The organism is Bradyrhizobium sp. 195 (assembly GCF_023101665.1).
Lineage (GTDB): Bacteria > Pseudomonadota > Alphaproteobacteria > Rhizobiales > Xanthobacteraceae > Bradyrhizobium.
The window spans coordinates 6,246,553-6,266,894 of record NZ_CP082161.1; the positions used below are offsets into that span (position 1 = coordinate 6,246,553).

At 61.8% G+C, this 20,342-nt stretch carries 20 protein-coding genes and 1 pseudogene; 8 read left to right on the plus strand and 13 right to left on the minus strand.

What is annotated here, in order from left to right:
* Positions 1-33: 33 nt before the first annotated feature.
* On the plus strand, positions 34-546 hold the full coding sequence (locus tag IVB26_RS29275) for a winged helix-turn-helix transcriptional regulator (protein WP_246919307.1): 513 nt from the start codon (positions 34-36) through the stop codon (positions 544-546).
* Between the two features lie 142 nt (positions 547-688).
* On the opposite strand, the gene IVB26_RS29280 is transcribed toward IVB26_RS29275, so the two are convergent.
* Together IVB26_RS29280 and IVB26_RS29285 are read right to left on the minus strand one after the other, a co-directional pair.
* Positions 689-1,888, minus strand: coding sequence for an ABC transporter substrate-binding protein (locus IVB26_RS29280; RefSeq protein ID WP_247968549.1), 1,200 nt, complete (start codon positions 1,886-1,888; stop codon positions 689-691).
* A 204-nt stretch (positions 1,889-2,092) separates the two neighbouring features.
* Positions 2,093-2,239 (minus strand): hypothetical protein, encoded by a 147-nt coding sequence (locus IVB26_RS29285; protein ID WP_247968550.1) that lies wholly within the window; start codon positions 2,237-2,239, stop codon positions 2,093-2,095.
* 149 nt (positions 2,240-2,388) lie between these two features.
* On the opposite strand from IVB26_RS29285, the gene IVB26_RS29290 reads away from it, so the two are divergent.
* Positions 2,389-2,856: a MarR family winged helix-turn-helix transcriptional regulator gene (locus IVB26_RS29290; protein ID WP_247968551.1), complete on the plus strand. Its 468-nt coding sequence runs from the start codon at positions 2,389-2,391 to the stop codon at positions 2,854-2,856.
* Positions 2,857-2,946: 90 nt separating this feature from the next.
* Here the strand turns inward: IVB26_RS29290 and IVB26_RS29295 are convergent, their stop codons facing one another.
* The 10 genes and pseudogenes from IVB26_RS29295 to IVB26_RS29340 all read right to left on the minus strand — a co-directional run bounded on the left by IVB26_RS29295 (position 2,947) and on the right by IVB26_RS29340 (position 14,688).
* Entirely contained in the window at positions 2,947-3,267 is a 321-nt protein-coding gene (locus IVB26_RS29295) for a PepSY domain-containing protein (RefSeq protein ID WP_346732837.1), read from the minus strand.
* Positions 3,268-3,370: 103 nt separating this feature from the next.
* Positions 3,371-4,006, minus strand: coding sequence for a response regulator transcription factor (locus tag IVB26_RS29300; RefSeq protein ID WP_247968552.1), 636 nt, complete (start codon positions 4,004-4,006; stop codon positions 3,371-3,373).
* Between the two features lie 162 nt (positions 4,007-4,168).
* Positions 4,169-4,798 (minus strand): response regulator, encoded by a 630-nt coding sequence (locus IVB26_RS29305; RefSeq protein WP_246919229.1) that lies wholly within the window; start codon positions 4,796-4,798, stop codon positions 4,169-4,171.
* Between the two features lie 86 nt (positions 4,799-4,884).
* Complete coding sequence (locus IVB26_RS29310) at positions 4,885-5,916, minus strand: sensor histidine kinase (protein WP_247968553.1); 1,032 nt, start codon at positions 5,914-5,916, stop codon at positions 4,885-4,887.
* Between the two features lie 517 nt (positions 5,917-6,433).
* A complete protein-coding gene (locus IVB26_RS29315; RefSeq protein WP_247968554.1) occupies positions 6,434-6,670 on the minus strand; it encodes a hypothetical protein in 237 nt (78 codons plus the stop codon).
* Between the two features lie 33 nt (positions 6,671-6,703).
* Positions 6,704-7,522, minus strand: coding sequence for a hypothetical protein (locus tag IVB26_RS29320; RefSeq protein WP_247968555.1), 819 nt, complete (start codon positions 7,520-7,522; stop codon positions 6,704-6,706).
* A 142-nt stretch (positions 7,523-7,664) separates the two neighbouring features.
* Positions 7,665-8,927 (minus strand): annotated as a pseudogene (arcA, locus tag IVB26_RS29325) (arginine deiminase).
* 26 nt (positions 8,928-8,953) lie between these two features.
* Complete coding sequence (locus IVB26_RS29330; protein WP_247968556.1) at positions 8,954-10,387, minus strand: basic amino acid/polyamine antiporter; 1,434 nt, start codon at positions 10,385-10,387, stop codon at positions 8,954-8,956.
* A 144-nt stretch (positions 10,388-10,531) separates the two neighbouring features.
* On the minus strand, positions 10,532-13,588 hold the full coding sequence (locus IVB26_RS29335; RefSeq protein WP_247968557.1) for an efflux RND transporter permease subunit: 3,057 nt from the start codon (positions 13,586-13,588) through the stop codon (positions 10,532-10,534).
* Positions 13,585-14,688, minus strand: coding sequence for an efflux RND transporter periplasmic adaptor subunit (locus IVB26_RS29340; protein WP_247973298.1), 1,104 nt, complete (start codon positions 14,686-14,688; stop codon positions 13,585-13,587). Before IVB26_RS29340 ends, IVB26_RS29335 begins: the two co-directional genes overlap by 4 nt.
* A 394-nt stretch (positions 14,689-15,082) precedes the next feature.
* On the opposite strand from IVB26_RS29340, the gene IVB26_RS29345 reads away from it, so the two are divergent.
* Positions 15,083-15,244: a DUF3551 domain-containing protein gene (locus tag IVB26_RS29345; RefSeq protein ID WP_247973299.1), complete on the plus strand. Its 162-nt coding sequence runs from the start codon at positions 15,083-15,085 to the stop codon at positions 15,242-15,244.
* Between the two features lie 361 nt (positions 15,245-15,605).
* On the plus strand, positions 15,606-16,109 hold the full coding sequence (locus IVB26_RS29350) for a DUF1269 domain-containing protein (RefSeq protein WP_247968558.1): 504 nt from the start codon (positions 15,606-15,608) through the stop codon (positions 16,107-16,109).
* Positions 16,110-16,127: 18 nt separating this feature from the next.
* On the opposite strand, the gene IVB26_RS29355 is transcribed toward IVB26_RS29350, so the two are convergent.
* On the minus strand, positions 16,128-16,841 hold the full coding sequence (locus IVB26_RS29355; RefSeq protein ID WP_247968559.1) for a Bax inhibitor-1/YccA family protein: 714 nt from the start codon (positions 16,839-16,841) through the stop codon (positions 16,128-16,130).
* 255 nt (positions 16,842-17,096) lie between these two features.
* On the opposite strand from IVB26_RS29355, the gene IVB26_RS29360 reads away from it, so the two are divergent.
* The 4 genes from IVB26_RS29360 (at position 17,097) to IVB26_RS29375 (ending at position 20,341) form a co-directional block, all read left to right on the plus strand.
* Positions 17,097-17,321, plus strand: coding sequence for a DUF6894 family protein (locus tag IVB26_RS29360; RefSeq protein ID WP_247968560.1), 225 nt, complete (start codon positions 17,097-17,099; stop codon positions 17,319-17,321).
* 147 nt (positions 17,322-17,468) lie between these two features.
* Entirely contained in the window at positions 17,469-18,908 is a 1,440-nt protein-coding gene (locus IVB26_RS29365) for a basic amino acid/polyamine antiporter (protein WP_247968561.1), read from the plus strand.
* Between the two features lie 30 nt (positions 18,909-18,938).
* The gene (locus IVB26_RS29370; protein ID WP_247968562.1) at positions 18,939-19,178 is read left to right on the plus strand and encodes a hypothetical protein; all 240 of its coding nucleotides are present in this window, start codon (positions 18,939-18,941) and stop codon (positions 19,176-19,178) included.
* Between the two features lie 41 nt (positions 19,179-19,219).
* On the plus strand, positions 19,220-20,341 hold the full coding sequence (locus IVB26_RS29375) for an AI-2E family transporter (protein WP_247968563.1): 1,122 nt from the start codon (positions 19,220-19,222) through the stop codon (positions 20,339-20,341).
* Position 20,342 lies beyond the last annotated feature (1 nt).

Sequence of the window (20,342 nt, forward strand, 5' to 3'; positions counted from 1 at the left end):
AACGGCCCATGCCGGCACGACTGGAGTGTACGGATGAAGTGGAAAGAACTCGAGGAAGAGCCGTGTTCGATGGCCCGAACCATCGGCGTGATCGGTGATCGCTGGACGCTTTTGATCCTGCGCGAATGCTTCCTGCGCACGCGCCGCTTCGAGGGGTTTCAGTCGGCGTTGGGAATCACACGACACTTGCTCGCCGAACGGCTGAAAAAGCTGGTTCGGCAAGGCATCCTGCGCCGCATTCCCTACCAGGAATCGCCCAAGCGCCACGAATATATCCTGACTCAGAAGGGCCTCGACCTCTATCCGATCATGATGGCGATCGTGCATTGGGGTGATACTCATATGGTCGACGAGCGCGGCCGCCCCTTGCTGCACCAGCATCGCAAATGCGGAAAGGACTTCGACCCGGTCATGGTGTGCGCCGAATGCGGCGAGCCGCTGTCGGCCAAGGAGGTTCATACTCACCCGGGGCCGGGCGCCCGCGGCCTCCCGGAGAAAAGCGCACCGGAGGTCCGGAAGACTAAAACGCGCTCACGCGCCGCTTGAGACGGCAGCGCACGCCACGCTGCCGCAACGCTGAATACGCTCTTACGCCAAGACCACATCGCGGCCCTGTTCTTTGCGGCCGCCGCGCAAAGCAAACCGGACGCAGCTCACGCCGCGTCCGCTGCTCCGGTTGTCGCGAAATTCATTCGGACTTTGCGTCCAACACCTCGCCGAAGGCTTCCCAGGTCGAGCCGGTCCACCGCTGCAGCCGCATCTGCGTCCAGATCATGTTCTCGGATTCGCTGGTATTCACCTTGATCCCTGGCAGTACCGTCGGGACGATGAAATCCTTGAAGCTCTTGGCCTGTGCGAGAATGTTCTTGCGGGACAGATCATTGCCGCATTGTTTCAGCATCTGCTCGAGCAGGATGCCCTGCTGATAGCCGGTCAGATAGCTGCCGTTGGTGATATCGACGCCCGGCAGATACTTGTCGAGGAATGCCCGATAGGCCTGCATGCCCGGATCGTCCTTCCAATTCGGATCCATGACATCCTTGTTGGTGGTCCCGACGATCACGCCGGTCGACTTGTCGAGGCCAGCCGGTGCGAGCGTGCCGCCGACAGAACCGGACGGAAAATTGATGATCACAGTCGCTTTCCAGCCGATCACAGAAGCTTGCCGGATCGCCTGCGCGGCGAATTTCGGCGTTCCCGCGATCATCAGGGCGTCGGCACCGGAGCTTTTCAGAGTCGTGATCTGCGAATCGACGGTCGGCTCCGTGACCTCATAGGACGCGCTGACGACCTTTCGATCGTAGTCCTTGCCGAGAAAGGACTTGAAGGCATTGACGTAATCTTTGCCGAGATCGTCGTTCTGATAGAGGATCGCGTATTTGGCGTTCGGCAGCGTCTTGGTCAGATATTTGGCGTAGATTTTTCCTTCGGTGTCGTAGCTGACGAGGCCCGTCGTCGTCAGCGGGTAACTGGCGACGTCAGTGAACTTGGACGAGCCGCTGATGATGGCGATGCTGGGCACCCCTTTCGCCTTCAGGTATTTTGCCGTGGCCGAGAGGCCTGGCGTGCCGAGCTGGCCGAACATGAACGCCACTTCGTCGCTCTCGACGAGCTTGCGGACGTGCTCCACCGCCTTCGGAGGACTGTAGGCGTCGTCATAGGCGATGTAGTTGATCTTGCGGCCGTTGATGCCGCCGCGGTCATTCATCAATTGAATATAGGCGATAAGGCCCTTGCCCACGAGACCGATCGATGACGCCGGTCCGCTGAACGGAAACACTCCGCCGATCTTGATCTCGGTCGCGGTAATTCCGGGCTCGTCAGCTGCAAGCGCCGGACTGCTCAAAAGCATCGCCAGAGCCGCAAGGCTCTTCCATTTCGCCAACATGGCTCGTTCTCCCTGATGCGCACCCATCCGGGCACGTCGTTGTGTTTCGCTGCGTCATCCGGCTGCTCGCCCGGCATTGTGCCGCGCGAACTCGCAGCTCGCTGTCCAACTGCGATTGGCCAGCCCGCGGTGAGTCCTGCGGCCGTCGAGGTCGGCCATCCCGCCCGCAAGAACTACCGTTCTTTTTTAGAACTAGTCAAGCGCTTAGATGACGCATTCGTTGGCGGTCGCGCCGCGGCGGCTGCATTCGATGAGACGTGCGACTTTTTGCCCGAGGAGGTAAATCACCGAGCGCAGCGCGCTATCAGCCGCGAACGCCGCGTGCGAAGGCAAATCGCGGCGCTGACGCAATCCGTAAATTCTATTAATGAACTCATCTGGCCTTGTCCGCGCTGGGGGGCGCAGGCATCGGAGCCTGAACCGTCACGCTTCCTCGCGCAGTTTGGGACTATCGACAACAAACGGAAGCCGTGTGATATCTTGGGTTTGAGAGGGTATTGATGCCGAGAGCAGCAGCAAAATCATCCGATCTGGTCGATGACCCAGCGCGCTGTAACTGCAATCAAGTCCGCCGCGCAGCCAGGCGGCTCTCCCGGTACTATGATCTCGCGTTGGCCCCGAGCGGGCTCAAATCGACGCAATATAGTCTGTTGAGTTATCTCGTGACCTCAGGGCCGATGACCATGGCCCGGCTCGCCAAGCTGATGTCGATGGATCGTGCGACCACGGGCCATAACCTGAGGCCGCTCGAGCGTGACGGTTTCGTTGAGATTTCAGTCGGCGAGAATGACCGGCGGGAGCGCATCGTCACCGTCACAAAACAGGGACGTGGGACGCATGCCCGAGCCTTGGCTGCATGGCGGCGCGCGCAGACAGCCTTCGAAGAAGCCATGGGCGAACGGGAAGCCGCCGATCTGCGCGATTTGATGAACCGGGCCGTTGACATCCCTCTCCCCCGTCCTGAGTAGATCGCATGGCGCAATGTGGCGCTCCGCCATCGAGCGCCTGACTTCGCTTGTGCGCCGGCAATACCGCCTGCGACAGTGGGGGAACCTCCACTAGCGATCAGGCCTCGCGGATATGATCTCGCCCGTCTTGGGGTCGGCGTGAAACTTCATCTTCTGACCATCCTTGATGCCTTCGCCTTCCCAACGGCCGTCGTCGGCTTCTATTTTGCTGACGAGCGTAAAGCCCGACTTGAGAACCTTGTCGATGACTTGCTGAATGGGCATCCAATCAGCCCCCGGCCGGTCGGCATGCGCGACGCCGACGGCAACTGCCGACAGAACAACTGCGAGAACAACAGGTGCACTCCTCTTCATGAGAACCTCCTTGTTGCGGGTGCTGACAAGTCTCGCAGCATTGCGGAACCAGGACACTCCCGAATTCAGCCTAGGGCGCTCAGGGATAAATACCGACAGCACCGGCTGTGACATAAGCAAAGCGGGCCTCCAATCGCTCGGTTGTTCGGCGGGCGGTCTCTCAGGGCGCCACCAGTTTCTTGCGGATGGCGTAACGGACCAGTTCAGCGGTCGACGACATCCCCAGCTTGCGCATCGCCGAAGCGCGATGGGTCTCGACGGTCTTCACGCTCAACTGCAGAATGACGCTTATGGACCTGTTGGTATGTCCTTCCGCGATCAACTGGACCACGCTCTGCTCGCGGGAGGTGAGAAGCATATCCGACTTGTTCAGCTTGTTGAGCTGGTAGTCATGGAGCAATTTCTCCAGCAACACGCTGGTGAAATAAGGTCTGCGATCCAGCAGCGCTTCGACGGCGGACAGCAGATGCTTCCTCGCATCCGATTTGAACAAGAAGCCGCGGACCCCCGCCAGAATGGCCTCGGTCAGCAACTCTTCGTTTTCATGCATCGTCAGAATCAGAATTTCACTGCGCAGGTGAAGTGACTTCAATCGGCGGCTGACCTCCAACCCATTCATGAGGGGCATCGAATAGTCGACGATCACGACGTCCGGCTTCGTCTCCAAAGCCAATGCGACGGCCTGCTCGCCATTCGTTGCTTCGCCGACGACGATCCAGTCGGAGCGCGTGTCGACGATCGCGCGCAGCCCTGAACGCACGACTTCATGATCATCCGCAATCAAGATCCGCTTCACGGCATCGTTCTCCTATCCGACCGCAATCGGCGGAGATAGTCGGCAGCAGAACAGTCGAGCAATGATACCGATCGCGGGCCAGAGCATTATCCTGCAAAACCCCGAGATGGCCGGGCGAATGTACCGACGCGACCGCGACCACCAACCCCCAGCAAGGAATTGTCATGCCTCGACCAGTTGCGCGCGGACGGCGTATCGGACCAGGCCCGCAGTCGAACTCACGTCCAGCTTGCGCATCGCGGCGGCCCGATGAGCCTCAGTGGTCTTGACGCTGAGGTTGAGGATCGCACTGATGCCCTTATTGCTGTAGCCTTCGGCAACCAGTTTGACGACGAGTTGCTCGCGCGGAGTGAGCCCCGGGTGCCTGTCTGCATTGCTGCCAGATCCGCCGTTCAGTTCGTTCCGGCACTTTTCGCTACAGAACCGCTTGTGCGCCAGAAGAGAGTCGACGGCCGCCATCAGCAATCTGTTTGCGTCCGATTTCACCAGGAAGGCGCGCGCACCGGCCTCAAATGCCTGCTGGGCGAGTAGACCGGAGTTGTGCACCGTGAAAATCAGGACCTCGGTCTGCAGCGGATATTCCCTGATCCGCCGCGCGACCTCCAGTCCGGTCATCCGCGGCATGGAAAAATCGACGATGGCCACGTGAGGTCGGCTTTCGATCGCCGCTGTCAGCGCCTTGCCGCCGTCGTTCGCCTCGGCGACCACTTCCCAATCCGCTCGTTGTTCGAGCACCGCCCGCAAGCCCGACCGTACCGCCTCGTGGTCATCAGCGATGAGAAAACGCTTCATGGCGAGCACTCCAGTGTCTCCACTCGGCGGCTGGGGCCGAACGAACTCGTTTCCACCTACCGCCGGTGATCAGTGTTTTTCTTCCCTCAGTGTGTGCCTGCGGGGACTCCCATGACAGTGGCGTCCTTTCGCCGGTTTCGCCTGTTCGTGACCAAGGCATGCGGAAAGACCGCGCACAGAACCGTGCCGGAACGATGCGTTGCCGGATCGGAGCGGATCTCCAGCGAACCTCCGATCTGCTCAAGTCTTGCTCTCATGGCTGGAATTCCAACGCCGGTCGATATCGCCTGGTTCGCGCGGCCGGCCTGAAGCCCGCGCCCGTTGTCGCTGACGGTCAGCCGAAAATGGCGGCCGGTCCCGTCAATGACGATGCTCACCTCCGTTGCCTTTGCATGGCGGAATACGTTCGTGAGAGCTTCCTGAACAACCCGAAGCAATGAGCGCTGCTTCTCGTAGGGCAATCGATCGACGCCGGCCAGGATCCTGGTTGTGACCCGCAACGACGTGCGCGCCGCGAATCCATCGGCATAGTGCTCGATCGTGGCCTTGAGCCCTTCGGCTGTCAGATTCTGCGGGTGCAGCAGGTAGGCAAAAGCGCGGATTTCCCTGAGCGCCTCATCGATCGACGCGTCGATCTCATCGCAGAGGCGCTCGGCCCCGACGGGATCGCCCATGCTCCGCCGGATCCGCATCAGACCGAGACTCGCGGCAATCAGGTGCTGACATGTCGAGTCATGCAGATCGGACGCAATCCGCTGCTGGATATCCTCCTGAATGGAGAGCAAATTAACGCTCGCCTGCGCGGCGTCCGGTCGTTCAACGCCGTTTTCGAAAAGTCCATTGCGCGCGACGCAATGGCTGCCGATCAACCGGACCACACCACCGGCCGCGGCGTCCATGATCGGAACGATGGTCGTTTCCATGTTCTGGCGCTGGCCGCCAAATGCAAGGCGGTGGCGAATCCTGACCTCCGTTCCTTCCGCGAGACACGCACGGAGAGCTTCGCTGACGGCTCTGGCGTCGTCCCTGCCGAGACAGTTGGAGACATCCATCTCCCGGATGTCTTCCGACGAGATGCCGAGACGAAGCTCGAACGCCGGATTGATCCCCTCATACACGAAGTGCACTCCAAACGAAGGGCGTGCTGCAAAGAGAAGGTCGGGCGAGAAGACCCAGTAAAGGCGTTCGCTGGTTTCTTCCGAGCCAAGTCGCAACCACCCTCTGACCCTGGTTCCACTCGACTCACAGGCGGGCGAGTTGTGTAACTTCACGGTACGCACTCACTATTCACCGGTGACGCCCGACGTCGAAGCTCAACATATCGAAGCTCAATATATTGAAGCTGAAGGTCGAGAGTCTCCTCCCTCCCCCGCCGGCGAGTATCCATCAACGGATCAGGAGACGCGCCCTTGGGGTGGGCAGAGTATACACCGTCGGGTTGCCCACACCACCAAGTAGTATTGCCAACGGAATAAAATCTTGCATCGGTGAGGCGACATCGGGAGGGATCGGATGTGCAGTTTTTGCCAGATTATCCCGCTGCAATTCAAATATGGTGCAACAGATACTCAAGCGCAGCAAACAGGTTTCACGATTGCGCCGCGGCGATCGCACTAATGGCTGGGACGCGATGTGCTAGCGGCTGATATCGCCGCTCGTGCTCGACTTGTTCTTCTTTCCTTTCTTCGCGTTTGGAACTGCCTGTTGAGGCGGCGCAATCATCAGCGGATGAGACGGCCCCCGTAGCCGCTGTGTGCCGACATCGTCCCTGAGTGCATCGGTATCGAGACGCTGGCTCCGGTCCACAGAGTCGCGCGGGTCCGCGGCGGCTGCGGATGCCGCCGTCAAACCGACAATGACCCCGAACAGCACCCAAGCACGCCTCGACATCATCCTGCAGACCTCTCAAAAGGCAAAATCAAGCCGGGGACCGATCCTGAGATCCCTGTAGCGCCGCACCATGACGTTCGATTCGCGCGCCTCGTACAGCACACTCGTCGTAAGCGAAACGTTGCCGGCAAAATTGTACTTCAAGCCGATATCCGCGGAGTAGATTTGATCCTGTCGTCCCCTGTTCAGCCCGTCGGTGAACCAGAAGGCTTCGAACAAGGGCGTGCTCACGATCGACCATTTCGGATCGAGCTTGACCTCAATGCCGAGCAAGGCATCGAAGCGCCAACGGCGAGCTTCCGCAAGGTCGGAAAACCGGTAGGTCAACAGCAACAGCGGTGAGAATGTCACATTGTTCACGCGGAAGTCGCGGGCCACCGAGCCCATCACGTCGTCTGACGTGAAAGCGAGATCGCGATAGACGCCGTCGAAATCGTATCGGTGCTCGTAGATGGCGGAGAAGCGCCAGCCGTCCCAATTCTCCGTCAGGCGTGCTCCCATCCGCGCCACTGCGGCATTGCCGTCCTTCTCTCTCGCAAAGGCGTCATATTGTGCGCGTGCATAGAGCCGGTACGACAGGTCATCCGTGAGGCTCCCGTCCAGCCTGACGCTCACGTCCGGCTCATAGAAGAAATCCGACTTGCGGTTGTCCCGGCTGAACAAGGCATTGTCGGTAAAGTTCGACGTGACGGAGCCGACGACACTCCAGGACGGAGCGGAGTAGTACGGTACGGGGCTGCTCGCCTTCAGCTCGGTGGAATCAACGTCCGCTGCCCAAGCAGTGCCGGCTGCCAACAACCCCAAGGCCGGCAAAAGAGCTCTCGACCCACGCATGGTGTTCCTCGATGGCTTTTGCGTGCACCAGGAATCGTCTTAGCCTGGGCGACGATTGTGGCGTGTTAGTGGTATGATTCAAAATCAGTGATTGAATCGATGGGCGCCGGCCTCACGACCCAACCCGGTCGATCCGCATGGTCTAGTAGTCCGCCGGATCCCTGGTGATCGGGCAGGTCATGCAATGACCGCCTCCCCGACCCCGCCCGAGCTCTGCCCCGACGATGGTGACCACCTCGATCCCTTCCTTGCGCAGCAAGGTGTTGGTGTAGGTATTGCGGTCATAGGCGAACACTACGCCCGGGGAGGCGCAAACCAGATTGGCGCCGCTGTCCCACTGTGTGCGCTCGCGCATATAGGCGTTGCCGCCGGTCTCGATCACACGCAGTTTCTTCAAGCCAAGGGCTTCGGCCACGACGTCCACGAACGGCTTTTCATCCCTGCGCAGCTCGAGGCCGGCCGAATTGTCGGCTGGCCGGTAGGAAAAGGCCGCGATGTTGTTGACGATGTCGGGATACAGCAGAACGCAATCCCTGTCCGCGAACGTGAAGACGGTATCGAGATGCATCGCGGCACGGAGCTTCGGCATCGCAGCCACGATCACGCGCTCCGCCGCCTTCTTCTTGAACAAGGCCGCGGCGACCTGGCTGATCGCCTGCCGCGAGGTGCGCTCGCTCAACCCGATCAGCACGTTGCCCTTGCCGATCGGCATCACGTCGCCGCCTTCCAGCGTCGCAAGACCGTGGTCCCGTGTCGGGTCGCCCCACCAGACATTGACCTTGCCGGCAAAATCCGGATGGAACATGTAGATGGCTGTCGCAAGGATCGGCTCTTCGTGCCGCGCCGGCCAGTAGAGCGCGTTCAGCGTGACCCCGCCGTAGATCCAGCAGGTCGTGTCCCGCGTATACAGCGTGTTGGGAAGCGGCGGCAGCAGATACTCGGTCATGCCGGCGGCCTCGCGGACGAGCTTGAGCATCTCGCCGCCATGGGCGTCCGGGAAGTCATGAGTCGAAACGCCCCCAATCAGCGTTTCGGCCAGGTCGCGCGGCCTGAGGCTTTCCAGGTAGCCCCGCAGCTCATCGACGAGGCCGAGGCCGACCTGATCGGGAACGACCTGGTTGTCGAGAATCCACTTCCTGGCCTCGGGGATCGCGACCGTCTCCGCCAGCAGATTGTGCATCTCGACGACTTCGATACCGCGGTCGCGCATCTACTGCACGAAGTCGAAATGATCGCGCTTGGCATTTTCGACCCACAGCACATCGTCGAACAGCAGGGTATCGCAATTGGACGGCGTGAGACGCTGATGGGCGCGACCGGGTGAGCAGACCATCACCTTCCGGAGCTGACCGACCTCCGAATGGACCCCGAAGGAAACCGAGCTGTCCGACGCCTGCTTTGCCATGGGAATTCTCCGGGGAGTTGCCTTGCCTAGATGGTGATGTAACCGGTGGCCAAGCCGTGGATCCCGACAGCAGCGCCGATGGCGGCGGCGATGAAGATGACCCACTCGACGGCGGTGAAGACCTTCGCCTTCTGTTCCAGACGCGCCCAGAAGTAGAGTGCCGTACCGGGCGCATAGAGGATCAAGGACAGCAGCAGGAACTTCATTCCGGCGGCGTAGATCAGGAAGAGCGTGTAGACGACGGCGATGCCTGCAAAGATCATGTCGCGTGTTCTGTCGCGGCTGTCCTTCCCATAGGTCTCACCTCGCCTACTGAGCAGAAGTCCATAAGCGGCGACGAGGAAGAACGGAATCAGCGACATCACGCTCGTCAGATTGAGCATCAACGCGAACGCATCCTGCGACCAATAGGTGCTGATGACGAAGAGCTGAACGATCGCATTGGTGAGCCAAAGCGCCGCAGCCGGCACCTTGTTCGCATTTTCCGTGCCGAACAGGGCGGGCATGTCCCTGGTCCGGCCGGCGGCGGAGAGCACTTCGGCGCAAATCAGCGACCAGGCGAGATAGGCCCCCAATACCGAAACCAGAAGCCCGACGCTGACGAAGATCGCGCCCCAATGTCCGACGACAGCCTCCAGCACCGTCGCCATCGACGGCTGCCGCATGCCGGCGATCTCGGCGCGAGGAAGCACGGCATAGGGCAGCATGGTCACGAGCACCATCAGGCTCGTCACGACCGCAAATCCCAGAATGGTCGCGGCGCCGACGTGCGCGCGTTCCTTGGCATAGCGTGAATAGACGCTGGCGCCCTCGATGCCGAGAAAGACGAACACGGTGACCAGCATGGTCGCGCGAATCTGCTCGAACAAACCCTTGTCCGGCATACCCTCGCCGCCCCAGAAATTCGTTCGAAATAGGTCCGCCTTGAAGCCGACGATCAGGATGACGATGAAGACGAGGATCGGCACGATCTTCGCGATCGTCACGATCGTGTTGATCGCGGCCGCCTGCTGCACACCGCGCAGGATCATGAAATGGAACAGCCATATTCCGATCGAGGCGACGACGATCGCGATCACGGTGTTCCCGTCCCCGAAGATCGGGAAGAAAGCGCCCAGCGTCGACTTGATCAGCACCCAATAGGAAACGTTGCCGATGCAGCTGCCGATCCAATATCCGAATGCCGACAGAAAGCCGGGATAGTCGCCAAACCCCGCCTTCGCATAGGCGTAGACGCCGGCATCGAGCTCGGGCTTTCGTTCCGCCAGCGCCTGGAATACCCGCGCGAGGGTGTACATGCCGCCGCCGGCGATGCACCAGGCGAAGATGGCTCCGAACGGTCCGGTGGCGATGCCGAAGGTTCTCGGCAGCGAAAAGATCCCCGAGCCGACCATCGAGCCGACCACCATCGCGGTCAACGCGAACAGCGAGAGCTTTTGGATTGACGACGTCTCAGTCATGTGAAGTCCTCGCGACACGAGCGTGCGGTGCATCCCGGTCGATCGACTTGCCCACCGGTTGCACCATGCGCCTTGCGCCGGGGCTGGAATATCGGGTGATTACCTAGTCGAGGATCGGGATTCTCCTCGCCGGCGAAGGAGCGCTCACGACGAAGCGGAAGCTTCGGCGACTACCTTTCCTCCGAACCAGGTCACGTAGAGTGTCGGCAGCAGGACCAGCGTCAGCACGGTCGCCACCAGCAGGCCGCCCATGATTGCGACAGCCATCGGTCCCCAGAACACGGTCGGAGCGATCGGGATCATGCCGAGCACGGTCGATACTGCGGTCAGCATGATCGGACGAAAGCGGGAGCTACTGGCATCCAGCGCCGCCTCCCAGGCGCTCTTGCCCTCTGCGCGTTCCGCATCGATCTGACCAATCAGGATCACGGCATTCTTGCTGATCATGCCGAGCAAGGCGAGAACGCCGAGAATTGTGACGAAGCCCATTGGCCTGCCGGAAAGCAGAAGCGCGGCGACAACACCGATCATGCCGAGCGGCGCCACGCTGACAACCATCAACAGCCGCGGAAAGCTCTGCAACTGCATCATCAGGATTGTGAACATGACGAACAGCATCATGGGCACCACGGCGAGCACGGACGCCTGAGATTTCTGGCTCTCCTCCACGGTCCCGCCGATCGCCACGTCGTACGACGCAGGCAACGCCTTCCTCAGCTTACCGATCGCCGGCGACAGAGCCTCCACCATCGTGTCGGGCAACGTTCCGCCGCCAATGTCGGCGCGCACTGTCAGAGTCGGAATGCGGTCGCGCCGCCAGATCAGTGGATTCTCCTGGTGATATCCGAAACTCGCAAACTGGCCGAGCAACACCGTTCTGCCGCCAGGCCGCGGCACCTGAAGCGTGCGCAGGGTGGATAGCGAGATGCGCTGCTCATCGACGGCCCGGACCACGACGTCGACCAGATAGATGTCGTCGCGGACCTGGGTAACGACGGCGCCCGATATCACGGTGTTCAACACGTTCGATATGGCTTCCGAACTCAGTCCGAGACGACGCACCTCATCCTGGTCGACGTCAATGCGCAGCTGGCGCTGCGGCTCCATCCAATCGAAATTGACGCCCTTGGTCCTGGGTTCGGTGGCCAGGATCTGTGCAAGCGCCAGCGCAATCTCCCGCACCTGCTCCACATCCGGTCCGCTCACGCGATATTGCAGCGGCCATCCGACCGGGGGGCCGAGGCCGAGCGGCGAAACCGAGGCGACCGCCGCCGGAAACTCTTCCGCAAGAAGTCGCTCCAGCTTCACGTGCAGGCGCTCCCGCGCGGCAACGTCCTTTGCCACGACGACCGCTTGCGTGAACGAATCGTTCGGAAGCTCCACGCTGAGCGGAAGGTAGAACCGGATCGCGCCGCGCCCGACATTGGTGCTCCAGTGATCGACGTCCGGATTCCCGGTCAAGGCCGCGTCCAGCCGCTTCGCTGCCGTCTCGCTCGCGAGAACCGAGGCATTCTGCGGCAGGCTGATATCCACGAGCAATTCGGGCCGATCCGACAATGGAAAGAACTGCTGCGGAATCAGCGGAAACGCGACAATCGACGCGACGAAGAGCGCCAGCGAGAACGCGATCGTCAGCCATTTTGCGCGCATCGCCACGGTAAGAACGTGCCGATAAAGGCGGAATATCCTGCCGGGCGCGGCCGCGGCCTGCTGTTTCGGTGGAACGAGAATGATCACACCCAGCAATGGCGTGAAGATCACGGCAACCAGCCACGACACCAGGAGCGCGATCGCGACCACCGCAAACAGCGAGAATGTATATTCGCCGGCCGAACTCGCTGCAAAGCCGACCGGGATGAAGCCGGCGATCGTCACCAGCGTTCCCGCGAGCATGGCAAAGGCATGGCTGCGGTAGGCGAACGTCGCCGCGTCGACCTTGCTGTCGCCTTGCGCTAGGCGGTTGAGTGTCGCGTCCGTAGTCGTCATCGCATCGTCGACCAGCAGCGCGAGCGCGATGATCAGCGCTCCCAGCGATATCCGTTGCATGTCGATGCGGGCCATCTCCATGATCGGAAACGCGATGGCCAGCGTCAACGGGATCGCAAGCGCGATGATGAGGCCCGGGCGGATTCCGAGGCTGATGAAACTGACCACCATGATGATGGCGATCGCCTGCAGCAGCGAGGTCATGAATTCGCCGATCGCGTTGCCGACCACGACGGCCTGGTCGGCGACGAGCGTCGGCTCGATTCCGATCGGCAGGTCGGCCGTGATCTGCGCCATCACGCCTTTGACGTTGCGACCGAGCGCGAGAATGTCACCGCCATCGCGCATTGCGATGGCGAGGCCGATAGCCGGCTGACCATTGACCCGAAACATCGGCTGCGGCGGATCCACGTAGCCGCGCCGCACCTGCGCGATGTCGCTCAGGCGGATGGTGCGACCGCCTGCGACGAAATTGACGCCGGCGATGTCCTGCTCGGACTGAAAGCCGCCGGACACCCGAACGGAAATGGTCTCCTTGCCCGTCTGGATCACGCCCGCAGGACGAACGATGTTCTGCGATCGCAGCGCGGCGAGAAGAGCCGCCCGATCGACGCCGACGGTCGCAAGCTCCTGCTTGGAGAACTCGACGAAGATCACCTCGTCCTGTGCGCCCAGCAGTTCGATCTTCGATACGTCCGGAATCTGGAGCAATCGCGAGCGGATATCCTCGACGTGATCACGCAACTCCCGCTGGGTGAATCCGTCGCTGGTGAAGCCATAGATGATACCGAAGGTGTCGCCGAAATCATCGTTGAAGCCGGGGCCGATAACTCCCGCCGGCAGCGTATGGCGCATGTCGCCGACGCTCTTCCTCACCTCGTACCAGGTATCGGTAACCTGCCTTGCGTTCGCGCTTCCCTTCAAGTTGACGAAGATCGTGACCAAGCCCGCCCGGGTGAAGCTGCGCAGGAAGTCCAGATGGGGCGTCTCCTGCAATCGTCGCTCGAGCCGCTCCGTCACCTGCTTCATCGTCTCTTCGGCCGTTGCCCCCGGCCAAGCCGCCTGAACCACCATCGTCTTGATGGTGAACGATGGATCCTCGTTCCGGCCAAGGCGGAAATACGCGAGATAGCCGGCGATCACGGCAACCAGCATGACGTAGACCACCAGCGAGCGATGTTTGAGAGCCCATTCGGAAAGGTTGAGCCTACTCATGGCGCCGCCCCGAGCACGCGCACCTTCTGGCCGGGATGAAGCGCCTGTACCCCAGCGGTGACGATGATCTCGCCCGCGTCCAATCCCTGCGAGATGATGACGTCGGCCTGGTCGAAGCGCAGGATGTCGACGTTTCGTGCCGACACCACGTTCGTCGAGGGATCGACGATCCAGACGGCCGGTTGCCGATTGATCCGCGTCAACGCTGTTGCCGGTATGTCGATCACGGGCCCGGAGCCGGTCTCGACACGTCCGTTCACAGTGGCGCCGAGCCGCATGGCTGCCGGCGGATCCGTCAAGCCGACCTTGACCTCGAACGTGCGAGTGACAGGATCGGCTTGCGCGGCGATCTGACGGATGCGGCCTTGTGCCGTGATCGTGGGGTCATCGGCCAGGCTGACGGTCACCCGCACGTCGGCCGGCGCGGATCTGACCATCTGAGCCGGGACGTCGAAGACCGCGTCACGGCCATCCTGCCGCGCGATCCTCGCGATCATTTGCCCGGCCTGAACGACCTCGCCCGCCGACGGCCCCGTCGCGGTGATCTTGCCGGGCGCGTCGGCTCGCAGCTCGGTGAAGCTGACGAGATCGTGCGCGGAACTGATTTGCGCTTCCGCGGCCTCGACCTGCGACTGCGCCGTGTGTCGTGCTTGCGTCGCCGTCTCGAAATTGGCACGCGTGGTCCACCCCTGCGCCAACAGCGTCTCCTGACGCTCATAATGGTTACGCGCCTGCGTCAGCTGGGCCTGTGCAGCGGAAAGAGCAGCCTGCGCCTGGCGCAATGCGCTCAGCTCGTTCTGAGGCTCCAGTTGGGCCAGCAGCTGGCCGCCCTCAACCCGGTCACCGAGCTTGGTGTGGTTCGCAAGCAAGCGTCCGGAGATTCGGAAGGCAACGCTCACTTCGTCCTCGGCCTCGACCCGCCCCGTGAAAGTCAGCGGCACCGGGCTCTCGCGCTTCTCGACCGTGGCGGTCCGGACCGGACGCGGAGGCAGCTGCTTCGTCTCCGCTTGAGGGCTGCATGCCGCAAGGTTCAGCGCGGATATGACCACAGCCAGCGTCGATGCAAGGACCTGCCGAGGCATCGTTCGGCGACAGTGCATGGCCATGCGCCCCTCACGTTTCCTGAAATGCCGCCGGGCAGATCGATCTTCCCGAGCTTGCAGGTTTGCGTATCGCGCTCCCGGTATTCTTGCCTTGGTATTCTTGCCTTGGCGGACAGTCGCACACATCGGCAAATCTACTTGGTGTGGCGGGATGCAATCGCGATTGCGGAATGCAGATGAGGGCGCCGTCGGAGCGCGGCGCGGCGCGTCAACGACGACTCCCGGACCGCTCTAGGAAATTCCCAAGACGTGATCAGGCAATCACCCGATATCGCTGTCCTTGTCCGCAGCGCACCGTGCCGCGCTCAGTGAGGCAATCGAGCGCGGTCTCGATCAACCAGGAGGATTTTCGATGCGAAAGCTTGTCTTAGTGGCAACCGCGATCACGGGAATGCTGTTGGTCGTGCCATCGACGGCACCTGCGCAAGCCCAGCAGAACCAATGGTGCTCCAAGTTCAAGGGAATGGTGAACTGCAAGTACTCGACCGAGGATCAGTGCCGCGCGTCGCGAAGCGGCAGAGGCGGCACCTGCTTCCCCCGGGCGTCGCGCTAATTGCGCGGCAGGGCCGCAAGAGCCCTTCCAAAGCGATGGCGCCGAACGATCCGCTCGTGGGCGCCATTCGAACCGGTGTGGATGCTGTTGTATCGCTACGCCAATTGTCGCTTCGACTTGCCGAGCGATTCCCGGCTGCGGATACCGAGAGCGGAGCCGCCGCCGCAATTACGGCTTTCGATGCGATGCCGCCGTGATCGCCTCAGGGGGCATGGCAACCTCGCACGTCAGGAACATTCATCCCCATGTCCTTAGGGTTTTCTCCGATGCCGCGCCGGGGTGCCGACAGCTAATCTCTCAGCGTGTCCCGCCGGGCCTACCAGGGCTTGGTCGGCGGGACTCGACCCAGCAGGAGGCTTGCATGTCCGATCTAGTAGCGATCGTGTATCCATCCGAGGCGAAGGCCGAAGAAGTGCGTCAACGGCTGCTCAGGCTGCAGAAGGAATATCTGATCACGCTCAGCGACGCGGTGATCGCCGTGAAGACCGACTCCGGCGGCATCAAGCTCAATCAACTCGTCAACACGACGGCGGTGGGCGCGATGACTGGAAGTTTCTGGGGCCTCCTGATCGGCGTGATCTTCCTCAATCCGATCCTCGGTGTCGCGGTCGGCGCGGCATCCGGCGCGCTCGGCGGCGCCCTGTCCGATTTCGGCATCGACGACGCCTTCATGAAGGAATTGTCTACCTCGCTCCACACCGGCAACGCCGCCTTATTTGTCCTGATCAAGAACATGACGGCGGACAAGGTGCTGAAGGAAATCAAGGACGCCGGGGGGACCGTGCTGAAGACGTCCCTGGATGACAACAAGGAACAGGCCCTGCGCGACGCGCTCGCGAGTGCGGCGGAACGGCCTGCGGCCTGAACGGCCGCCTTTGGCTCGCTAGCGCCGACCGCCGGCGAGGCGCAGCAGCATCATGAACAGGTTGATGAAGTTGAGGTAGAGCGACAGCGCCGAAATCACGGACTTGCGGCCGGCCGACGTTTCATCATCCCTGCTGTCGTACATCGCCTTGATCCGCTGCGTGTCGTAGGCCGTGAGTCCGGCGAAGACACCGACGCCCACGACCGAGATCAGCCAATCGAGCCCGGATGACTGCAGGAAGAGGTTGACCAGGCTGGCAATGATCACGCCGATCAGCCCCATGAACAAGAACGTGCCGAGACCGGACAGGTCGCGCCGAGTGGTGTAGCCGAATACGCTGAGCGCCCCGAAAGTCGCCGCCGCGATGAAGAAGACGCGTGTGATCGATGCACTGGTGTAGATGTGAAGCAGCGTCGAGAGCGACACGCCGACCAGGGCGGCATAGATGAAGAACAGAAGCCGTGCCGTTGCTACCGACAGCGTATTGATGCGCGAACCGATGAAGAAGACCAGCGCAAGGGGCGCCAGGATGAAGACCCACATCAACGGGCTCTGCAGCAAGGCGGGGCCGGTCAGCTGATAGGTCAGCCACGCGACGACGGCGGTCAGGCCGACGCCGGCGGTCATGTAATTGTAGATGCGCAGCATGTAGTCACGCAGTCCGGTGTCCACCGCGATTGTGCCACCACCGCCCGCACGCGAGGCCGCCAGGTCCTGATCGTAATTCGACATCGCTCGTCTCCTCTCAGAGCTTGCTGACAGGGGCCTACGCTACCCCTCGGGCTCAGAGGACGGCATCGGACAATCACCCGAATGCCGGAGGGGAAATCACCCTGTTGCCCCTGCAATTGCCGGCGATCCGCAGCGACCACACTCCCATTACAAAGCCGGCAACCTGGAACCGCAGCTTCACCGTCCTCCTTTCGGAGGGGGCGCCTTACGCGTTTGTCACTAGGAGATGATCGCGGCGCGGCCTAATCGGCTGGCATGCGCTTCTATTTCCACATCGTCGATAAATACGGTCTCACTCCCGATGGGACCGGATGCGAATACGCCGATCAGGATACGGCGGTTCTGCATGCCCAACGCATTGCGGCCGAGCTCGCGAAGGCCGGCGAATTCTGCCGTTCCGGCGTCGTGCTTTTGGCTGCCGTTGCCGGACCATCATCCAGTCCCGGTGAAGACGCGACCGACCTCACGGCAAAGGCCTGAAGGCGGCGCGCAGAACCGCTTGGCGATTTCCTGCCCCCGCTCCCTACAGAGAATCCCTGATGTGCGAGGGGGAAAGCCGCCTCTAAGGTCTGCCGGGATCGGCCGGCATCAGTGCCCGCCGATCGCGGATTGGAAGGCCATCTTGCCATGGCTCCGTCGCCGAACGAGGTCGATCAAAAACTCTCGCGCAATGCGCTCATCGCGCTCGTGGTTGGGTCGATGGTCGGCTCCGGCATCTTCGCCCTGCCCGCATCGTTCGGGCGGACCACGGGTGCGCTCGGCGCGATGATCGCCTGGACGATCGCAGGCACCGGCATGCTGATGCTGGCCTTCGTGTTCCAGACCGTGTCACACCGCAAGCCGGACCTCGATGCCGGCATCTATGCCTACGCCAGGGCCGGGTTTGGCGAGTATATCGGCTTTGCTTCGGCCGTGGGATACTGGATCGGATGCTGCCTTGCGGATGTCGCCTGTCTCGTCTTGATCAAGGCAACACTCGGACAGTTTTTTCCTGTCTTCGGTGACGGCACAACGGCGGTGGCGATCGCGTCGGCGTCCGTCCTGCTGTGGGGAGTGCACGTTCTGCTGCTGCGCGGCATCAAGAGCGCCGCCACGCTCAATACGATCGCGACCTACGCCAAGATCATTCCGATCCTGCTGTTCATCGCAGCCGCCGCCATCGCCTTCGATGGCAGGCTTTTCTCCATAAACTTCGCTGGAACGGAGCAGCCGGAGCATTCAAATGTGCTCGCCCAGGTTCGCGGCACGATGCTGCTGACCGTGTTCGTGTTCGTCGGGATTGAAGGCGCCAGTGTTTATTCCCGCTACGCCCGGAGCCGCACCGACGTTGGATTCGCAACCATCGCCGGCTTTCTGACGGTGCTCAGCCTGCTCGTCCTCGTGACACTGCTGTCTTATGGCGTGCTGCTGCGACCGGAACTGGCGGATCTGCCGACACCATCCATGGCCGGCGTCATGGAGGCGATCGTCGGCCGCTGGGGCGGCATGTTCATCAGCGTGGCACTCCTGATCTCGGTCCTCGGCAACTACCTGTCCTGGTCACTCCTGGCGGCTGAGGTGCTGCATTCCGCCGCGGTCCACCGCACCATGCCCTCCTTTCTCGCAACAGTGAACGCATACAAGGTCCCCGCTGGAGCGCTCTGGCTCACCAACTGCGTGATCCAGACTTTCCTCCTCATCACCTGGTTTGCGGAATATGCATTCACGCTCGCCTTGAAGATGACGAGCGCGATGACGCTGATCCCGTATTTCTTTGTTGCGGCCTACGGTCTCAAGCTCGCCTGGACCGGCGAGGCCTATCGCGCCAGCGAGCGCGCCCGCGTTGGCGACTGGATCCGCTCGGCTGTCGCGACGGTCTACGCGGCCGCGATGATCTACGCAGGCGGGCCGAAGTTTCTCTTGCTGTCGTCGATCCTCTATGCGCCTGGCACGCTGCTGTTCCTTCTCGCCAAGCGCGAGCGCAAGGAAGCGGCGTTCAGGCCATTCGAGGCGATCCTCTTCGCGGCGATCACGGTCGCCGCATGTGCCGGCGTCTACGCACTGTCTACGGGAGCCATCTCGATTTGAGTCCTTGTCCTTGGCTGCATGGAGACGAATATGAGCATCCGAACCATCTTGGGCGCCCTGATCCTGGGCGGGTTAGTGGCGCTTTCCGCATCTCCGACCCCGTTGCTGGCCCAGTCGACTGACAAGGGGGGGCTGGTGCCAAAGGACACCGGCGCATCGACGCCGAAGAACGTGGCACCCAATACGAATACGAACCCGACCAAGCACCGCTACTGGCGTCATCGCGGCGGCAAGCATCCACACTTTGGCAGCCGGCGCGTCCGCACTTAGGTGCGGCGAGCCATCATCCACCCTCGCGATTGGACCGATCCATGAGCGATTCCAGGACAGGGCCGGAGCGGCTTCGCGAACTCGCCCCACACGACGATTCCTCCAGCGTGCCGGAGCGCGCCGGGCGCGCCGTTCTCGCGACCGGGCTCAGCCTGCTCGCTGCCTGCGTCTTCCTGTTTCTGGCGTGGCAGACCGTGTCCAGTCTCCTGCTCATCTTTGCAGGCGTGCTGTTCGGTGCATTTCTCGATGCCTGCGCAAGGGCGCTGGCCCCGGTCCTTCCGCTCGCTCGCGCCTGGCGGCTGACGCTGGTCCTGATGCTGTTCTCCGCTCTGTCGGGATTTGGACTGGTATGGGGCGCGGGCAAGCTACCGGAGCAGACACGCCTCCTGCTGAAGGTCATGGACAGCCAGATCGACGTCCTGCAGGAGCACCTCCTGTCATACGGCGTCGACCTGCTCGGCCCGGAATGGGGCCGCGACTTTGCGCAATGGCTGTTCTCGGATCAGGGGCGTTTTCTCAGCCACGCTCAATTCCTGCTCGGTGGAGCATCGAGTCTTCTGACCGGCGCGCTGGTCATCGTGTTCCTCGGAATCCTCTTCGCCTTCGATCCGACCAGCCATCGCGAGAGCCTGATCATGTTGGTGAAGCGACCCTACCGCGCGCGAACAAGAGCGGTCATGGACGAGATGGGCAGCGTGATGCGGTTGTGGCTGATCGGACAGTTCATCCGGATCATTCTCATGACGCTGTGCGTCTGGGTCGCACTCTATCTGGTCGGACTGCCCGGACCTCTCGTGCTCGGACTGCAGGCAGGCTTGTCGAACTTCATTCCATACCTCGGACCGATCGTGGCGGCGCTTCCTATCGCGCTGGTCGCAATGCCACTCGGCGGCTCGCTGCTGATCTGGGCCGTGCTCATCTACACAATCATCCAGTCGATCGAAGGCTATGTGATCGGCCCGCTGATCCAACGTCAGGCGGTCGAGATCCCTCCCGCCTGGACGCTGGTCGCGATCGTCATGCTTGGCGCGCTGTTCGGCGTCCTGGGCATCGCGATGGCCATGCCCCTGGTCGCGATCGGCCGTGTCGCAATCATCCGGTTCTACGTCGAGGACTATCTCGGCGACGACCCCAAGCTGACATTCAGCAGCAACAGATCGTGAG

Excerpts from the sequence above, each read along its gene's own strand:
- IVB26_RS29275 (WP_246919307.1), top strand. The coding sequence starts at position 34 with ATGAAGTGGAAAGAACTCGAGGAAGAGCCGTGTTCGATGGCCCGAACC.
- IVB26_RS29280 (WP_247968549.1), bottom strand. The coding sequence starts at position 1,888 with ATGTTGGCGAAATGGAAGAGCCTTGCGGCTCTGGCGATGCTTTTGAGC.
- IVB26_RS29290 (WP_247968551.1), top strand. The coding sequence starts at position 2,389 with ATGCCGAGAGCAGCAGCAAAATCATCCGATCTGGTCGATGACCCAGCG.
- IVB26_RS29305 (WP_246919229.1), bottom strand. The coding sequence starts at position 4,798 with ATGAAGCGTTTTCTCATCGCTGATGACCACGAGGCGGTACGGTCGGGC.
- IVB26_RS29320 (WP_247968555.1), bottom strand. The coding sequence starts at position 7,522 with ATGCGTGGGTCGAGAGCTCTTTTGCCGGCCTTGGGGTTGTTGGCAGCC.
- IVB26_RS29330 (WP_247968556.1), bottom strand. The coding sequence starts at position 10,387 with ATGACTGAGACGTCGTCAATCCAAAAGCTCTCGCTGTTCGCGTTGACC.
- IVB26_RS29335 (WP_247968557.1), bottom strand. The coding sequence starts at position 13,588 with ATGAGTAGGCTCAACCTTTCCGAATGGGCTCTCAAACATCGCTCGCTG.
- IVB26_RS29340 (WP_247973298.1), bottom strand. The coding sequence starts at position 14,688 with ATGCACTGTCGCCGAACGATGCCTCGGCAGGTCCTTGCATCGACGCTG.
- IVB26_RS29345 (WP_247973299.1), top strand. The coding sequence starts at position 15,083 with ATGCTGTTGGTCGTGCCATCGACGGCACCTGCGCAAGCCCAGCAGAAC.
- IVB26_RS29350 (WP_247968558.1), top strand. The coding sequence starts at position 15,606 with ATGTCCGATCTAGTAGCGATCGTGTATCCATCCGAGGCGAAGGCCGAA.
- IVB26_RS29355 (WP_247968559.1), bottom strand. The coding sequence starts at position 16,841 with ATGTCGAATTACGATCAGGACCTGGCGGCCTCGCGTGCGGGCGGTGGT.
- IVB26_RS29360 (WP_247968560.1), top strand. The coding sequence starts at position 17,097 with ATGCGCTTCTATTTCCACATCGTCGATAAATACGGTCTCACTCCCGAT.
- IVB26_RS29365 (WP_247968561.1), top strand. The coding sequence starts at position 17,469 with ATGGCTCCGTCGCCGAACGAGGTCGATCAAAAACTCTCGCGCAATGCG.
- IVB26_RS29370 (WP_247968562.1), top strand. The coding sequence starts at position 18,939 with ATGAGCATCCGAACCATCTTGGGCGCCCTGATCCTGGGCGGGTTAGTG.
- IVB26_RS29375 (WP_247968563.1), top strand. The coding sequence starts at position 19,220 with ATGAGCGATTCCAGGACAGGGCCGGAGCGGCTTCGCGAACTCGCCCCA.